Annotated in this window: 20 protein-coding genes and 1 tRNA gene; 14 read left to right on the top strand and 7 right to left on the bottom strand. The window is 68.9% G+C overall.

Translation table 11 applies throughout. The features are described 5' to 3' along the window. Positions 1-3: 3 nt before the first annotated feature. The gene (locus tag ACZK4S_RS04400; protein WP_459398226.1) at positions 4-537 is read left to right on the top strand and encodes a rhomboid family intramembrane serine protease; all 534 of its coding nucleotides are present in this window, start codon (positions 4-6) and stop codon (positions 535-537) included. Here the strand turns inward: ACZK4S_RS04400 and mca are convergent. Continuing rightward, positions 527-1,423, bottom strand: a complete 897-nt coding sequence (gene mca / locus ACZK4S_RS04395) for a mycothiol conjugate amidase Mca (RefSeq protein WP_076059930.1) — start codon at positions 1,421-1,423, stop codon at positions 527-529. The two genes, ACZK4S_RS04400 and mca, sit on opposite strands and share 11 nt — an antisense overlap. Positions 1,424-1,484: 61 nt before the next feature. Between mca and ACZK4S_RS04390 the strand changes: the two genes are divergently transcribed. Beyond that, positions 1,485-1,883, top strand: a complete 399-nt coding sequence (locus ACZK4S_RS04390) for a DUF4307 domain-containing protein (protein ID WP_076059933.1) — start codon at positions 1,485-1,487, stop codon at positions 1,881-1,883. A gap of 12 nt (positions 1,884-1,895) precedes the next feature. Next, on the top strand, positions 1,896-2,399 hold the full coding sequence (gene greA, locus ACZK4S_RS04385) for a transcription elongation factor GreA (protein ID WP_076059935.1): 504 nt from the start codon (positions 1,896-1,898) through the stop codon (positions 2,397-2,399). A gap of 72 nt (positions 2,400-2,471) precedes the next feature. Here the strand turns inward: greA and ACZK4S_RS04380 are convergent, their stop codons facing one another. After that, positions 2,472-2,939 carry a DUF2089 domain-containing protein gene (locus tag ACZK4S_RS04380; RefSeq protein ID WP_463643482.1) on the bottom strand — a complete coding sequence of 156 codons (468 nt, stop codon included), beginning with the start codon at positions 2,937-2,939 and terminating at the stop codon, positions 2,472-2,474. Beyond that, positions 2,932-3,711 (bottom strand): hypothetical protein, encoded by a 780-nt coding sequence (locus ACZK4S_RS04375; protein WP_083665404.1) that lies wholly within the window; start codon positions 3,709-3,711, stop codon positions 2,932-2,934. The genes ACZK4S_RS04380 and ACZK4S_RS04375 overlap by 8 nt, the downstream gene beginning before the upstream one ends. A gap of 134 nt (positions 3,712-3,845) precedes the next feature. On the opposite strand from ACZK4S_RS04375, the gene ACZK4S_RS04370 reads away from it, so the two are divergent. The 6 genes from ACZK4S_RS04370 (at position 3,846) to ACZK4S_RS04345 (ending at position 7,020) form a co-directional block, all read left to right on the top strand. Further along, a complete protein-coding gene (locus ACZK4S_RS04370) occupies positions 3,846-4,517 on the top strand; it encodes a uracil-DNA glycosylase (RefSeq protein WP_076059941.1) in 672 nt (223 codons plus the stop codon). Between the two features lie 76 nt (positions 4,518-4,593). Beyond that, on the top strand, positions 4,594-4,794 hold the full coding sequence (locus ACZK4S_RS04365) for a hypothetical protein (protein ID WP_076059943.1): 201 nt from the start codon (positions 4,594-4,596) through the stop codon (positions 4,792-4,794). Between the two features lie 68 nt (positions 4,795-4,862). After that, a complete protein-coding gene (gene msrA, locus ACZK4S_RS04360; RefSeq protein ID WP_463643826.1) occupies positions 4,863-5,492 on the top strand; it encodes a peptide-methionine (S)-S-oxide reductase MsrA in 630 nt (209 codons plus the stop codon). Positions 5,493-5,534: 42 nt separating this feature from the next. After that, positions 5,535-5,996, top strand: a complete 462-nt coding sequence (locus ACZK4S_RS04355; RefSeq protein ID WP_463643481.1) for a GNAT family N-acetyltransferase — start codon at positions 5,535-5,537, stop codon at positions 5,994-5,996. A 22-nt stretch (positions 5,997-6,018) separates the two neighbouring features. Beyond that, positions 6,019-6,546 carry a GNAT family N-acetyltransferase gene (locus tag ACZK4S_RS04350; RefSeq protein ID WP_463643480.1) on the top strand — a complete coding sequence of 176 codons (528 nt, stop codon included), beginning with the start codon at positions 6,019-6,021 and terminating at the stop codon, positions 6,544-6,546. 9 nt (positions 6,547-6,555) lie between these two features. Next, positions 6,556-7,020 carry an aminoacyl-tRNA deacylase gene (locus ACZK4S_RS04345; RefSeq protein WP_463643479.1) on the top strand — a complete coding sequence of 155 codons (465 nt, stop codon included), beginning with the start codon at positions 6,556-6,558 and terminating at the stop codon, positions 7,018-7,020. A 12-nt stretch (positions 7,021-7,032) separates the two neighbouring features. Here ACZK4S_RS04345 and ACZK4S_RS04340 read toward each other — a convergent pair whose 3' ends face one another. Further along, positions 7,033-7,695 (bottom strand): DNA alkylation repair protein, encoded by a 663-nt coding sequence (locus ACZK4S_RS04340; protein ID WP_463643478.1) that lies wholly within the window; start codon positions 7,693-7,695, stop codon positions 7,033-7,035. A 64-nt stretch (positions 7,696-7,759) separates the two neighbouring features. Between ACZK4S_RS04340 and ACZK4S_RS04335 the strand changes: the two genes are divergently transcribed. Both ACZK4S_RS04335 and ACZK4S_RS04330 read left to right on the top strand, forming a co-directional pair. Continuing rightward, entirely contained in the window at positions 7,760-9,568 is a 1,809-nt protein-coding gene (locus tag ACZK4S_RS04335; protein ID WP_463643477.1) for a hypothetical protein, read from the top strand. 34 nt (positions 9,569-9,602) lie between these two features. Beyond that, the gene (locus ACZK4S_RS04330) at positions 9,603-10,586 is read left to right on the top strand and encodes a hypothetical protein (protein ID WP_076059956.1); all 984 of its coding nucleotides are present in this window, start codon (positions 9,603-9,605) and stop codon (positions 10,584-10,586) included. 16 nt (positions 10,587-10,602) lie between these two features. Here ACZK4S_RS04330 and ypfJ read toward each other — a convergent pair whose 3' ends face one another. Then, the gene (gene ypfJ, locus ACZK4S_RS04325; RefSeq protein WP_076059958.1) at positions 10,603-11,490 is read right to left on the bottom strand and encodes a KPN_02809 family neutral zinc metallopeptidase; all 888 of its coding nucleotides are present in this window, start codon (positions 11,488-11,490) and stop codon (positions 10,603-10,605) included. Between the two features lie 128 nt (positions 11,491-11,618). Here ypfJ and ACZK4S_RS04320 point away from each other — a divergent pair, with 128 nt between their 5' ends. After that, positions 11,619-12,308, top strand: coding sequence for an NUDIX hydrolase (locus ACZK4S_RS04320; protein WP_076059961.1), 690 nt, complete (start codon positions 11,619-11,621; stop codon positions 12,306-12,308). Here the strand turns inward: ACZK4S_RS04320 and ACZK4S_RS04315 are convergent. Beyond that, positions 12,298-13,173 (bottom strand): Bax inhibitor-1/YccA family protein, encoded by an 876-nt coding sequence (locus ACZK4S_RS04315; protein WP_076059963.1) that lies wholly within the window; start codon positions 13,171-13,173, stop codon positions 12,298-12,300. The genes ACZK4S_RS04320 and ACZK4S_RS04315 overlap by 11 nt on opposite strands. A 127-nt stretch (positions 13,174-13,300) precedes the next feature. On the opposite strand from ACZK4S_RS04315, the gene ACZK4S_RS04310 reads away from it, so the two are divergent. Then, on the top strand, positions 13,301-14,698 hold the full coding sequence (locus ACZK4S_RS04310) for an MBL fold metallo-hydrolase RNA specificity domain-containing protein (protein WP_463643476.1): 1,398 nt from the start codon (positions 13,301-13,303) through the stop codon (positions 14,696-14,698). On the opposite strand, the gene ACZK4S_RS04305 is transcribed toward ACZK4S_RS04310, so the two are convergent. Next, positions 14,699-14,772, bottom strand: a tRNA-Leu gene (locus ACZK4S_RS04305). It abuts the gene before it with no gap. A gap of 100 nt (positions 14,773-14,872) precedes the next feature. Between ACZK4S_RS04305 and ACZK4S_RS04300 the strand changes: the two genes are divergently transcribed. Beyond that, entirely contained in the window at positions 14,873-15,391 is a 519-nt protein-coding gene (locus ACZK4S_RS04300) for an NfeD C-terminal domain-containing protein (RefSeq protein WP_076059968.1), read from the top strand. Positions 15,392-15,400: the final 9 nt, after the last annotated feature.

Genomic DNA, 15,400 nt, shown 5'->3' with positions numbered 1-15,400 from the left:
GTGGTGGGAGGAATGCTCGCCGTGATGTGGGCGCTTGAGATCCTCGACGCGGTGACGCTCAACGCGCTCGACTCCTATGGCATCGAGCCGCGCGAGGTCTCGGACCTCCCCAACATCGTGTGGGCGCCCCTGCTGCACTTCGGGTGGGCGCACCTCATCAGCAACTCCGTGCCGTTCCTGGTGCTGGGCGTGCTGACCTACCTCTCAGGGGCGATCCGCTGGGTGGTGACAACCGTCGTGAGCGCCGTCGTCTCCGGACTCACCGCCTGGCTGCTCTCGGCCGCCGGCACCATCACGGCCGGCGCGTCCGGCGTGATCTTCGGCTACCTCACCTACCTGCTCGTGCGCGGCATCTTCACGCGGAAGATCTCGCAGATCCTGATCGCCGTGGTGGTGTTCGCGCTGTACGGCACCGTGCTGCTGGGGGTGCTCCCCGGCGCGCCGGGCGTCAGTTGGCAGGCCCACCTGGGTGGTGCAGCCGGCGGCGTGATCGCGGCGTACCTGCTCCACTCGAAGGCCTCGCGCGTCAGATCATGAACTCCGGCACCAGCGTCTCAGGCCGCAGGCCGGCGAACAGGTCGTCCTCCGGGATCATCGTGGGCACCTTCGACACGACGAGCTGGTAATCCTCGGTGGGCCAGCCCATCTGCTGGATGGCCAGCGGGACGGCGAACCACGGGCCGTCGGGGTCGATCTGGGTGGCGTGGGCCTTGAGCGCCTCGTCGCGGACGGGGAAGTAGTCGGCGCACGGCACGAACGTGGTAAGCCGGCCGTAGGAGTACGGGTCGTTGTCACGGGTGGGCACGCTGTATTCCAGGCCGTGCTCGTGCATGGCGGCCTCGAGTTGCTCGAAACGCTTCCGGTGGAAACTCATGTGGTAGTACAACTTGGCGGCCTGCCAGGGCGTGCCGTGCTCGGGCCACTGGTACGGATCGGCCGCCGCTCGGAAGGCCTCGACGGTGATCCGGTGGCACTGGATGTGGTCTGGGTGCGGGTAGCCGCCCTGCTCGTCGTAGGTGGTCACCACGTGGGGGCGGAAGCTCCGGATGATCCGCACCAGCCGGCCCGCCGCCACCTGCGGGTCCTCGAGCGCGAAGCAGCCTTCGGGGAGAGGCGGGAGGGGGTCTCCCTCCGGGAAACCGGAGTCGACGAACCCCAGCCACACCTGCTGGATGCCGAGGATGTCGCGGGCCCTGGCCATCTCGTCGCGGCGGATCTCCGCGATGTTGTGCTCGATGTCCGGATCACCGGCGAGCTTCGGGTTCAGGATCGAGCCACGCTCACCGCCGGTGCAGGTGGCCACCATCACCTCGACGCCCTCGGCCACGTACTTCGCCGTGGTGGCAGCGCCCTTGCTCGACTCGTCGTCTGGGTGGGCGTGGACGTGCAACAGCCTCAGTTGGGGAGCGGCGGCGCTGGACATGGACTGTATTGTGCCCTCCCCCGGATCGGCACCATGCCCGTCTCAGGGCACAATGGGTGCCGTGACCACCGACGAAGCCCGCATCAAGGCCCGCTACCCCAAGGCGGGCCCCGCCGACTACCTGCTGGGAGGTCTCGCCGCCGCTGCCGTGCTGACGGCCATCCTGCTCGCCGTGTTGTCCGGGGTGCGCAACTCCAACCCCGACGTCGTCGCGATGATCCGCAGCTTCGAGGTGTCGTCGGCCACGGAGATCACGGCCGAGGTGGTCGTCCAGCGCAAGGACCCGTCGGAGGCTGCGGAGTGCCGGATGTACGCCCAGGCGGAAAGCTACGAGACGGTCGCCGAGCGCATCGTGCAGGTGCCACCGGGCACTGACAAGCTCACGAACATCGACGTGACCCTCACCACGGTGAAAGAAGCAACCGCCATCAGAATCGAAGGCTGCCGCTTGGTCGGCTGATAGGCTGGCTCAATGTCCGAAACAGCTACTGATGTGGTGTGGCTCACCCAGGAGGCCTACGACAAGCTCGAGGCCGAGTTGAACGAGCTCAGGACCGTCGGCCGCGAAGAGGTGACCGCACGGATCGCTTCCGCCCGCGAAGAGGGCGACCTGTCCGAGAACGGTGGCTATCACGCCGCCCGCGAGGAGCAGGGTCAGATGGAAGGGCGGATCCGCCAACTGGAGGACCTCCTCCGCCGCGCGCAGGTGGGCGAACCTGAAGGCGCCGCAGATGAGGTTGCCCCCGGCAAGATCATCACGGTCGCCTACGACGGTGACGACGACGACACTGACACCTTCCTGCTCGGCTCGCGCGAGGTGCTCGGCACCGATGATTCGGTGGAGTTTTCCGTCTTCTCCCCGCAGTCGCCGATGGGCTCTGCCATTCTCGGCGCCAGGGTGGGCGACGAGGTGCGCTACACCGCGCCCAACGGCAAGGAACTGATGGTCCGGATCACGAAGGTCTCGGCCCTCTAGTTCGCAACAGGAACACCGAGGCCGCCGTCCAGGAGGACGGCGGCCCTGTTCGTTGTGGGCGCGTGCGCCGGGTCAGTCGCCCAGGAGTTGGGCGGCCAGCTCGGGGCTGAGCTCGCCGCGCGCGACGCGGGCGAGGATCTGCTGCTCCGGCGTCAGGTTCCCGTTGACCGCGTCGCCGTACTCCGACTGCTGCTCCGTGCCGTCCTCGTCAGCTAGTTCCTGGTGGGCGGGAGCCGGCTGTGAGGCGGGATCCGCAGGGTCGAGCCCGAGCTTGGCCAGGACCGCGTCGAGACGGGCGCGCGCCGTGGGGTACGAGACCTGGAGGTGCTTCTCCACCTCCCGCAGGTTGCCGCGCGAGGCGAGGAACACCTTCAGCAGCGTGAGGTCCGCCTCGTTCAGCGAGCAGAACTCGCAGCTGGCAAACTCACCGGCGATCTCCGTGCCGCAGTGGAGGCATCCCTTGCGGGTGGTGATGAGCTGGTCGCCACAGACCGGGCAGTCCGCCGGCGGGTGGTAGAGGTGCTTCGCCATGTCAGTCATCCGCCTTGATGGTGGCCATGCCCATGACGACGGCGATGTCGAGCCGCGCGGAGCCGTTGCCGACCACGTACTCGTCGACCTTGTCGCCCCCGTCGGGCCAGCTGATCCGCCCGAGCCGGGCCTCGCCACGGATGGTCACGTTGGCACCCTTGGTGAGGTGGATGTTGAGGGTGCCCGACTCGACCTTGAGACGCGAGCGGCCGAGGCTGATGGGCCCCTCGACGGCGATACCGCCGGCCTGGCTGAGCAGGTCCTCGACCTCCTGCACGTCTTCGAGGGTGGAGCCGCCCGCGGTCACGCGGATGCGACCCAGCCGGGGCACCCCCACCGTGCGGAGCCCGCCGGTGGTGACCTCCGCGTCGACGATGAGGTTGGGGTTCACCTTGACCACGAGTTCTTTGCCCAGCGAGATGTCGCGCAGGTCGTCGAGGTTGCGGGGCGGCCGGATCAGCGAGAAGCCCGTGAAACTGGGCCCGAACTCCCCGGTGGAGTTGACCTCCATGACGGTGCCGACGCGGCGCAGCACGTGCGGCCCGTCGATGGTGAGGGTGCTCACCGACGGGTCGCCCTCGATGCGCACCCGGCGCCCCACTGCGGTGACCGAGACGCGGGACAGCCCGCCGGCCTTCGGGCCGCCCTTCGTGGTGGTGTCCTGCGGGCGGTCGCCCGCTGCCGCGCGCTTGGCGGCCTCGATGCGGGTGGCGGCCTCGCCGGCGTCGATGCGCCCGGCCGCCAGGTCGTCCAGAATTGGACCGAGATCTGCGTTGCTCATGGTGAAAATGCTATCCCCCTTTTCCATAATGAAAAGCCGTTGTGCAGCTCTCGAAACCCTGGGCTTTCCCTGAGGGCGTGGAGAGCGCTCAGCCGGGCCGACGGCGGACCCACGCCTGTGCCAAGGTTGGACGTATGCGCAGACCCCTCCCGGACCTCATCGCGCCGGACTGGGCGGATGCCCTCGCCCCGGTCGAGGAGAACATCGCCGCCATGGGTGAGTTCCTCCGCACTGAGCTGGCCAACGGCTTCACCTATCTCCCTGCCGGCGAGCACATCCTGCGCGCCTTCTCCCGTCCCCTGGCGGACGTCCGCGTGCTGATCCTCGGCCAGGACCCCTACCCCACGCCCGGCCACGCGATGGGGCTCTCGTTCTCGGTGAACCCGGATGTGCGGCCCCTTCCGGGCAGCCTGCGCAACATCTACCGCGAGCTGGAGACCGACCTGGGCATCCCCCAGGCGACGCACGGCGACCTCACCGCCTGGTTCGAGCAGGGCGTGCTCCTCCTCAACCGGGTGCTCACGGTGCGGCCGGGGGCGCCGGCCTCGCACCGCGGCAAGGGCTGGGAGGAGGTCACCGCCTGCGCGGTCCGCGCGCTCGCACAGCGCGGCGGGCCCCTCGTCGCAATCCTGTGGGGCCGCGACGCCCAGTCGGCCGCATCGATGCTGGGCGAGACGCCCGTGATCGCCAGCGCACACCCGTCGCCTCTGTCCGCGCGCACCGGCTTCTACGGTTCCCGCCCCTTCAGCACCGCCAACCGCCTGCTGGAGGACCAGGGCGGGGAACCCGTCGACTGGCGCCTCTAACCGTTCGACGCAGGCCTCGAACACCTGAGACCGATGGCGGGCGATCTGGCGCTGTGGAGCCTGGCAGACTGGCTCCATGCAAGAGCAGCAGGCCGAGCCGGCCGACCCCGAGACCCCCGACGACGTGCCGCAGGCTGAGCCGGAGCCCCGCAAGCGTTACGAGAACGTGGGGCTGGGCAGGCGGTCGGTCTGGGTGCTGGGTGGCGCCGTGGGCGCCTACATGATCCTGCGCGGGCTCTACGGCATCATCACCGGCGAGGACGAGCAGCAGCCCTAGTCCGTTTCCCAGCCTCCGGGTAGCCTTGGCGAATGGAGATTGACGTTCTGGCCTGGCTCAACGCCCGCATGTCCACGCCGCAGATGGTGACCGAGGACGAAGCGCTCGAGGGCCGCGACACACCCGTCCTGAGCCCCATGCCCAGGCATGAAGTGCTCGGGCCCCCGCTCGACGAGGTGCCAGCGGGCGCCGAGGTCGCCTATTTCGCGCTGGGCTGCTTCTGGGGCGAGGAACGCATGTTCTGGCAGGTGGACGGCGTGCTGAACACCGCCGCCGGCTACATGGGCGGCTTCACGCCCAACCCCACCTACAAGGAGACCTGCACCGGTCACACCGGTCACACCGAGACGGTCAAGGTGGTCTTCGACCCCACCAAGGTGAGCTACGACGACCTGCTCACGCTGTTCTGGGAGAACCACGACCCCACGCAGGTCTACCGCCAGGGCAACGACCTGGGTACCCAGTACCGCTCCGCCATCTTCCCGGTGGACGAGGAGCAGCGAGCAGTCGCCGAGCGCAGCCGGGCCGCCTTCCAGGAGCGGCTCACGGCCGAGGGCTACGGCCCGATCTCGACCGAGATCACCCCTGGCCAGGCGTTCTACTACGCCGAACTCGAGCACCAGCAGTACCTGTACAAGAATCCGGGCGGCTACTGCCCGAACCACGCCACCGGCGTGAAGTGCGGGCCCGCCGACTGACCTGCCCTGCACCCACCCCGACCAGCCATGAGGGTTTCGAACATGCTGCAGTTCCGAGTCACCGATGCCGCAGATCCCGCCGCCGCGCGGCTGCTCGACGCGTACTTCGCCGAGCGCATCGCCCTGTGGGCCGGTGAGGACACCGCCTACCAACCCAAACCCGCCGATTTCTCCGAGGGCGCGCTGCTCGTGGCCGAGCGCGACGGCGAGGCGATCGGCGTCGGGGGGATCCGCCCCGTCGAGGGTGAGGGCATGGAGGTCAAGCACCTCTACCTCACCCCGGGGGCGCGGGGCGCCGGCCTCGGTCGTGCGTTCCTCCGCGAACTGGAGCGCCGAGCCGTCTCGCTGGGGGCGCAGCGCATGGTTCTGGACACCAACGCTGACCTGGACAGCGCCAACGGCCTGTACCGCGCGGAGGGCTACCACGCGGTGGAGCCGTTCAACGACAACCCGAACGCCACAGACTGGTACGCCAAAGACCTGCTGCCACCCGCCGCGCAGTGATCCCCGGCACCGAAGTCTGCCGATGATCTCCCTTTCCACCGAACGCCTGCGCCTACGCGCGTTCACCGACGACGACCTCGACTTCGTCTACCTCCTCCACCAGAACCCGGACCTGCAGCGTTTCATCCCGACGGCGGCGACGCCGGATCTGGCCACTGCCGGGCGCCACCTGGAGCGGTTCATGATGCTGCGGGAGCACCCGGTACACGGCTTCTCCCTCGTCGAACTTGCCGCCGGTCCCGGCGCCGGCACCCCCGTGGGCATCATCATGGTCAAGCCCATCCCCCCGTCGGGCGGCGGCGAGGCGGTCGACACCGAGATCGGGTGGCGCCAGGTGGCCGAACACACGGGCAACGGCTACATCACAGAGGCAGCCGACGCCACCCTCCGGGCCATCCTGGAAGCGGGTCTTCCCGAGGTGGTGGCCGTCACGCATCCCGAGAACCACGCGTCGCAGCGCGTGGCCGAGCGCATCGGCATGCAGCGCGGCGGGCTCACTGACGCCTACTACGACACCCAGACCCTGCTCTTCCGCACGGTGCGCACCTAGGCTGAGGCCATGACCAATCCCGCACTCGAGGAGCTCGCCTCCTCAGGCATCGACCACACCGTCACCCGGCACGGGCGGGTCCGTTCCCTGGCGGAGGCCGCCGCGGCACGCGGCGTGGAGCCGCGCGACATCATCAAGACGATGGTGGTGCGCCGCGGCGAAGGTGACCACCTCCTGGCCCTGGTCCCCGGGGACCGCACCATCTCGTGGCCCAAGCTCCGCGCCCTGCTGGGCGTGTCACGGTTGTCCATGCCCGACGCGGACGCGGCCCTGGAGGTGACCGGGTTCGAGCGCGGCACGATCACGCCCTTCGGCACGAAGACGCGGCTGCCCGTGGTGGCCGATGAACTGGTGCGGGGACGAACGGTCTCCATCGGGGCCGGCGAACATGGGGTTGCGGCCACCATCGACGGCGACGCGCTCATCGCCCACTTCGACGCCACCGTCGCCGACATCACGGAGCCCGAGGGCTGAGCCGACGCCGGATCAGCCCTCGTTGCGGCGCACCATCTCAGCGATCCAGCTGGGCGCGAACGGCGAGGTGCAATTGGGCGGCGTGGGATAGTCCTTCAGCACCCCGAGCCGCTCCCCGATGGCCACAGCGCGCTCGCGCAGCTCCGGGTTCTCGATCCCGATCTGGGCCAGGGTGGTGTTCATCTGCCACTGCAGCCGCTCCGGCGCGTCCCTCAGCTGAGCCTCGATGAGGCTCAGCAGGCCCGGCAGGTCCAGGCCGTCGGGGTTCTTCTTCACGCGGTCTGCCGTGAGGGACCACCCGGCGCTGGCGACCAAGGGATCCGCGTCGTCGAACCACCTCACGCGCAGTTCCTCAGCGTGCGGGCCCTTCATCACGACGTAGGCCACCAGCCAGTCGTGCACCTTGGGGACGCGGGCCTCGCGGAGCATGGCGTCGAGTTCCTCGGCGCTGAATTCCTTCGGCCGACACGTCAGCAGCGCCAGCAGCCTGGCGGCCGTGTCGCCCGTCGCCCACAGCTCCCGGGCGAAGGCGTGATCGGTCTTGAGCCGCTTGGCGACCGCCCTCAGCTTCGTCAGGTTGACCGCGTGGTCGTCGCCGTGGCGCTGATTCACCGCCATGATCTTCGGATCCGCCAGGTCGTCGAGTTCCGCCATCACCGCGTCGAGGTCGTGCATGCGACGAGTCTAAGGTCGGCCCACCGACAACCGCCACGAACCGGGTCGATGACAGACTGGCGGGATGCTTGATCCCGTGATCTACACGCGGCTGCTGCTTGACGTGGACCGCGGTGCCCACCCCGCCCCCACGTCGTGGCATGATGCCCCCGTGGGTTGGCAATTATGGGACGGACAGGCTCGGTTCCGTCGTTCGCTGGAACAGGTTGCCAACGATGTGCTCGATGCCGCCGGGGTGGACATCGACCCCAGGGCCTTCGTCGTGGCACTCCCCCTCAACGCCGAGGACGACGTGCTCGTGGAGCCGCAACGCGGGCATTTCGACCGCGCCATCCTCAGGCAGGCCAGCACACTGGCCACCCGACGCTTCAACAGGCTCCTGCGGGAGAACGACCTCGACGACGACAGCGAGGCGCACCTCGCCGCCCTCGAATCACGCACCCGCCGCCGCGCCGTGGCCGACAAACTCGACTCCGCAGCCCGGGCCACCGGGCGGGTTCACTTCGTGGGGGTCGGCGTGAAGATCCTGGAGCACATGGTGTTCCCCGTCCTCGCCCTGCAGGCAGACCCGTGGCGTGAACTGCCCCAGCTCGCGGATGACGCAGCCGATGCGTTCCTCACCGCGCGGTCCTTCCAGGAGGCCGTCGTCACCATGGTGCTGGACGTGGCGTCACGTGAACTCGACCGCCAGTCGCCAGGGCTCGTGGTGCGCGCGGACACCGAGGCGGTCCTGCGCGCCGCGGCGGATTCCTTCGTGTCCGCGGTGGTGGCACGGACCGGCCAGGACCACGCGTTCGGCGCCATGCAGGCCTTCGACGCGGTGGCCGCCACCCGCTACGAGGGCCGCGCCGGCAAGGGCACCCTCGTCCTCGTGCCGGCAGACGACGAGACGGTCACCCGCATCATCACGCTGGAGCACCCGGTACCCATCGGCCGGACCAGGGGGCTGCGCAAGATCCTTGAACTGTCCGGCCCCGGGCTGCACCTGCTCTGCGACGGCCGGGAGGTCTACGGGCTGGGCACCGTCGAGACCACAGAGCGCGACCACACGTTCGAGGTGCGCATCTCCGGCGACGGCTCCTGGGAACTCTGGGACAACGACGTGCCGTTCCTGCGCGTCGACAACGGCATTCCCGCCATGCCGCGCGACCTGTTGGACGAGGACGAGTTCGCGATCACCGTCGAGCGTGTCTTCCCCAACGTCTCCGCCCGCAACGCGCGGTTCCTCTGGCACGTGGCGGTCGCGTGTTCGCAGCAGGCCCACGGCACCATGCTGGTGGTGCACCCCGAGGCGGACAGGGAGGCGGCGCGTCTGCTCCCGCAGGCTTACGCCATCACACCCACCCGCCTGTCGGAGCGTGCGCTGGAGGCGGCCACCAGCATCGATGGCGCCGTGCTGGTGTCGCCGGATGGGCGTTGTCACGCCGTCGGTGTCATCCTCGACGGCCTCGCCACCGGCACCGGGGACCCGGCGCGGGGGGCGCGGTTCAGCTCCGCCATCCGTTACCTCGCCGGCGCGGGCAAGGGGTCCATGGTGATCATCGTCTCCGAGGACGGCCGCATCGACCTGCTGCCCAAATCCAAGCGCCGGATGCGCAGGGCGACGGTGCAACGCGCCGTGGACCGGCTCATCGCCGCCTCCGCCGAAGGCGAGGATCCCGAGGCGTTCACGCGGGCGGACCGCGCCGTCGAGAACATCGAGTTCTACCTCAGCCAGGAGCAGTGCGACGCGGTGAACGAGGCGCGCGAAGTGGTGGAGTCGCGGGAATGGGGCGAGGCCCGGGTGCGACGCCAGTACATCCCGATCGCGCCGGACCCGGCGATGGACGACTCGTACTTCGTCGACCGGGTGTCCTCCGACGACAGCGAGTAGTGGACCTGCTCCCAGGGGTGCCTACACTGTGCGGGTGAGGAAATGGACGGTCGGCGCGCTCGGAGCTGCCGTCGTCCTCGCCGGATGCACGCCGTTGTCGCCAGGCCTGGGGCCCACCTCCGCATCCCCGCCCAGCTCGTTGTCGCCGTCGGTCACGGGCGCCGAACCGAGCTCCTCCCCCGTTCCCGAGCCTGAACTCCCCCAGCGGTTCCCCATCGACGGCCCGCTGGTGGACAACGCGGACCTCGTCGTCGACGCACTGCATGCGGTGGCCGCCGGCCTGCCCGTGCTGAAACTGGACATCACCCGGGACCAGGCCACCCTGACCGCGCTGCGCCCGGACCGCTCGGTGGTCAGTTACCGCTGGACCGAGGACGAGATCACTGCGGTTGATTCCGACATCCAGTACCTCGAACAGGCGACGTTCGACCCGGCGGATTTCCCCCTGCAGTCGGTGGCGCGCATGTTCGACATCGCCGACCTCCGCGGGGTGCGGGGCGAACTCGTCCTGCAGATCGTGGAGTACCGCGAGGGGCAGGTGCTGATGACCATCACCTCGCGCCCCGAATCGACGACGGTGTTCTTCAGGGCCGACGGCACCGCCGTCGCCCAACTGGGTTACACGAGCGTCGCGGATCTGACCGCCGGCCTGGGTGAGGTCGTCGGCGACGCAACCGAGGCCTTCGCCGTCGGCTTCAACGACACGCGCGGCTACTGGGCCGACCTGCCGGATGAGCCGGGCGTCATCCTGAACAGGAGCCGGTTGGCGGGGCTGCCCGTCTTCGAGACGCGGCGCGGGGAGACGCCCGCTGTGGGCACGTTCGACCCGCAGCAGATCGACCCGGCCACGTTGGCGAAGGTGATCGCCCAGTTCCAGACCGACCCGGCCCAGCAGTGCGACGTTCAGATCGACCGCAGCACCGAGCGCAGCGGCGCCGTCGTCCGGGTGGGCTGCGGCGGCGAGGTCCACTACACGGACCTCGAGGGCCGCGACATGACCAGGCTGATCGAGGGCTGAGGCCACCCGACCGACGTTACTCGCCGAGGTCGTCGGTGCTGAAGGTGTCGCAGGTTGCCGGGTCTCCGCTCTCGAAACCCTTGGCCACCCAGTACTGGCGCATCTTCGACGAGCCGTGCGTCCAGCTCTCCGGGACCACCCGGCCGCCCTGCTGCTGCTGGATGTGGTCGTCACCGACGGCCCGGGCGGCGTCGACGATGCGGTTCAGGTCGTCCTGGGTCACGGCCTCGATCGGCGACTCCGGGTCCTGCGTCGTGTTCTTGAAGAAGACGCCGGCGTAGCAGTCTGCCTGCAGTTCCAGCCGCACCGCACCCGAACGCGGGCCGGTGTCGTTGCCGCCGGCGCGGGCCTTCTCCATGTCGCCTGTGAGGTTCGAGATGTGGTGCCCGTACTCGTGGCCGACGATGTACAACTCAGCGGCGTCGCTGCGGGTGGTGCCCAACTGCTCGAGCAGGCTGCCCATGAACTCGTCGTCGATATAGATGGCCTTGTCGCCGGGGCAGTAGAAAGGCCCCATCTGCGACGAGCCGGTGCCGCACGCCGTGGCGATCTGGCCGCTGTAGAGGTTGAGTGCCGAGATGGGCTCGAAGCCTGATTCGAACGCGCTGGACCAGTGCCGCTCCAACGCGACGTCGTAGGCGTCCCAGCGGCAGTCGCGGTCCTGTTCGATGTCTGCCGCGGTGCGGCATTGGCTCTGTTCCTGGCCCTCACCCTGCGGCGCGACCCCGCCGCCACCGCCGAGGACATCGCCGATGTTCCCGCCGAAGAGCAGAGTCAGCACCAGGAGGACGAGGCCGCCGATGCCGCCCACCGCGATGGGCCCACCGCGGCGTCCGCCGCCCACGCCGCCGCCGCGCCTCCGCACACGGGAGCCACTGATGTCGGTGCCAGAGCGATAATCCATGACCAGCCTCCGTCGGAACCGCTTCCCGGCCGCCCCGGAAATGCGTAGCCAAAACAATAACCCCATTCCAGCTCAGCGGGGCTGCGGCGGCAAAGGCCGGCGAATGGGCGGCCTACTAGACTGTCGCAATGCGCGTCATCGGTGTCACCAGTCCCCTGCGGGCGCCCGTGGCCGACTTCCCGGTGGAGCACGGCGCACATCCCCGCGTGACGATGTTCGATCACGGCTATGTACCCCTGCGGCCGCTCGCCGCCGCCATCCAGGACGGCGACATCGTCTTCACCTGGCTGGTCCGTGAGGTGCACGAGTCGGACCACCGCCCGGTTGAGCGGCACACCGTCTACGTCAACTCGCCGTCGGAGACCCCTGCGCGGTACCAGCGCATCGGTGCCTATGCGCTCGTGCTGTCGGAGCGCGGCATCCTCGGCACGGTGAATTCCCCGGCCACCCCCGCGCCGGGTACGTGGTCGCTCCCTGGGGGCGGCGTCGACCCGGGAGAGTCGCCGTCGGAGGCCGTGCTACGCGAGGTCTTCGAGGAGACCGGCCAGGAGATCGTCATCGACCGGGTCCTGACGCTCGAATCCGAGCACTGGGTGGGCCGCTCCATGAGCGGGCGGCTCGAGGACTTCCACGCCCTGAGGGTCGTCTACGGGGCGACATGCAAAGCACCCAGCGAGCCGGTCGTCCACGACATCGGTGGATCGACCATGAAGGCCGGCTGGGTGCCTACGCGCGCGTGGCGCTCGTTGCACTGGACGAACAGCTCGCGGACGCTACTGAGTCAGTACGCCCGCAAGCTGTCCTCCGTCAGTCCCTGAAGTAGCTCATGATGCGCAGGAGCTCGACGTACAGCCACACCATGGTGACCGTGATGCCGAGAGCCGCGCGCCACGATTCCTGAGCGGGCGCCTGGGCAGCGATACCGCGTTCGACGGAGTCGAAGTCCGTCACGAGGTTCAGCACGGCCAGCACGACGGCCAGGATGGAGATCCCGATCGCCAGCCAGCCGGCGCCGGAACCGATGCCGCGGATGGCGGTGTCGACGCCGAACAGCGCGAGGCCGAAGTTGACGAGCAGGACGCCCAGCAGGGCGACCGTGCCGATGGAGACCATCTTGCGGAACTTCGGGGTGACGCGGATGTTGAAGAACTTGTACGCCGCCAGAGTGGCGGCCGCGGTGACGAAGGTGGCCAGCACGGCCTGCACCACGATGCCCGGATACAGGTACTCGAAGAACTTCGAGAACGCACCCACGAAGATGCCCTCGACCGCGGCGTAGAACAGCACACCGCCGACGGGGAGCTTGCGGCGGCCGGCCACGAACAGGATGGTGACCAGGCCCACGATGCCCGAACCGATGACGGCGGGCAGCATCAGGCTCATGGGCAGCAGGATGAACGTCGCGACGGCGACGATGGCCACGGTGCCGAGCGTGATGGCGGTCTTGGCGAGCACGTCGTCCAGCGTCATCACGCCGCCGACGCGCGGATCTGTCTGCTGTGGCTGGTGGAACTGGTTCTGCTCGAACTGCTGCTGCGGGGGCAGGTAGCCCTGCCACTGGCCCTGGGGTTGGCTCTGCGGCTGCGCATATCCCTGGGGCTGTCCGTAGCCGGTGTAGCCGCGCTGCTGCGTGCCCTGATTCTTCGTGAACGAGTCGGGCCTGCCGATGATCGGGTTAGCCATGTGATTCTCTTTCTTGTCGTGGTCCCCTACGGGATCGTCGCTCTCCATGGTACGTGGTCTCCCCACCCGCCCCGTGGGTTTCCACGCCGGACGCCCAGGTGCGCCCGATACCTGCCACGATCGGATCATGAGCACCCCGCAGAAGGCGACCCTCACGTTCCTCGGCGCGGCCGGCACCGTAACCGGCTCCAAGTACCTCATCACCCTCGACGACCGGCGCATCCTGGTCGACGCGGGCATGTTCCAGGGCGACAAGCAGTGGCGGTTGAAGAACCGCGACGAGTTCCCCGTCGACCCCTCCACCATCTCCGACGTGCTGCTCACGCACGCCCACACCGACCATGCCGCGTACCTGCCCGCTCTGGTCAAGCACGGTTTCCGCGGACCGATCTGGGCCACCGAGGCCACCATCCGCCTGGCCGAGATCGTGCTGCGTGATTCCGGCAAACTCCAGGAACAGTCGGTCACCGACGCGGTGCGCGGCGGCTGGTCCAAACACGAGAACCCCGAAGCGATCTACACGACTGAGGACGTGGAGAGGACCCTCCCGCTGTTCCGGCCGGTGGAGTTCGACACGAACGTCGACATCGACGGCATCTGGGCGCGCTGGACCCGTGCCGGGCACATCCTCGGTTCCGCGTCGATCCACGTGGAGTTCGGCAACCGCTCGGTGCTGTTCTCCGGCGACCTCGGCCGCCACGACCACCCCATCCTCAAGGACCGCGCCACTCCCCCCGGCGCCGACATCGTGCTGGTCGAATCCACCTACGGCGACCGTGAGCACCCCGAACCCGACGTCGCGCACGAAGACTTCGCCGCCGCCATCCGCCGCACCATCGAGCGGGGCGGCCAGGTGGTGGTGCCGGCCTTCGCGATCGACCGGACGGAGACGGTGCTGCACGCGCTGGTGCAGATGCGCCGCGAGGGCCGCATCCCCGAGGTACCGGTCGTCGTCGACGGCCCCATGTCGTTGCGCGCACTCGCTGTCTACAGCGACACGTCGCTGGACGAACTGCGCGAGGACGTGACGGTCGCCGATTTCACCGACCTTGACCTCACCGCCGCGCGAGGCTCACGCGACTCGAAGGAACTCAACAAGCGCACCGACCCGATGATCATCATCTCCAGCTCGGGCATGGCCGAGGGCGGCCGGGTGCTCTACCACCTGCAGCGCCTGCTGCCGGACGCCCGCAACACCGTCGTGCTCACGGGCTTCCAGGCCGAGGGCACCCGCGGTCGCGCGCTGGAGGACGGCGCCCGCCAGGTGAAGATCAACGGAAGGTACGTGCGGGTGAACGCCGAGATCGTGCGCGACCGCGAGTTCTCCGTGCACGGCGACGCCTCGGACCTGCTCGACTGGCTGAAGGCCCTGGACAAGGAACCGGAAGAGGTGTTCGTCACGCACGGTGAGCCCCAGGTGGCGGCACTGTTCGCGGACCGGATCTCCGACGAGCTGGGGTGGGTCGCCGTGGCGCCGAAGTTCGGCGAGGTCGTCACGCTCCTGGGAGACGAAACCGACGACTAGTGCCCCCGACGGGACTCGAACCCGTACTGAAGCGGGTTTAAGCCGCCTGCCTCTGCCAATTGGGCTACGAGGGCCACGCCAAAGTCTAGCGACGATGAGCGAAAGACCCACGGCCCCCGACGGAGACCTGCCCGCCCGATAGACTGGGGGTTCGCACAAGGGGAGGGGCCCGCTTTGACCGCGTTTCTGATCATCGGAGGCGTCGGTATCGCATTGGTCCTGCTTTCCCTGCTCGTCGGTGACGTGATCGACGGCCTGTTCGACCTCGACGTCCTCGGCGGCGACCTCTTCTCCGTCTCCTCCATCTCGGCCTTCATCGGTGCGTTCGGATTCGGCGGTGCGCTGGGCCTGGCCCTCATCGACACCATGGTGTTCGCCGTCGTCACCGGCCTGGTGATCGGCGCGCTGGCCGCCTGGGGCGCCATGCGGCTGACCCGTGCGCTGAAGAGCGGCGAGGATGCGGCCAGCTTCCGGTCTGATTCGATGATCGGCTATTCAGGCCGCGTCATCACGGCCATCCCCCAGGGCGGGTACGGCGAGATCCACATCAGCGTGGGCGGGCAGGTGCGCAAGATCGCCGCCAAGTCCGAGTTCCCCGTCGCGGCCGGCGATGAAGTGTGGGTCTCGGCCATCCTCTCCCCCACCGCCGTGGAAGTCACGCCCACCTCCGCCCCCGGCGAACTCACTCCCTAGCCTGCAGCC

Source organism: Tessaracoccus zhenghani, from assembly GCF_055326325.1.
This window is presented reverse-complemented; position numbering and strand designations above follow the sequence as displayed.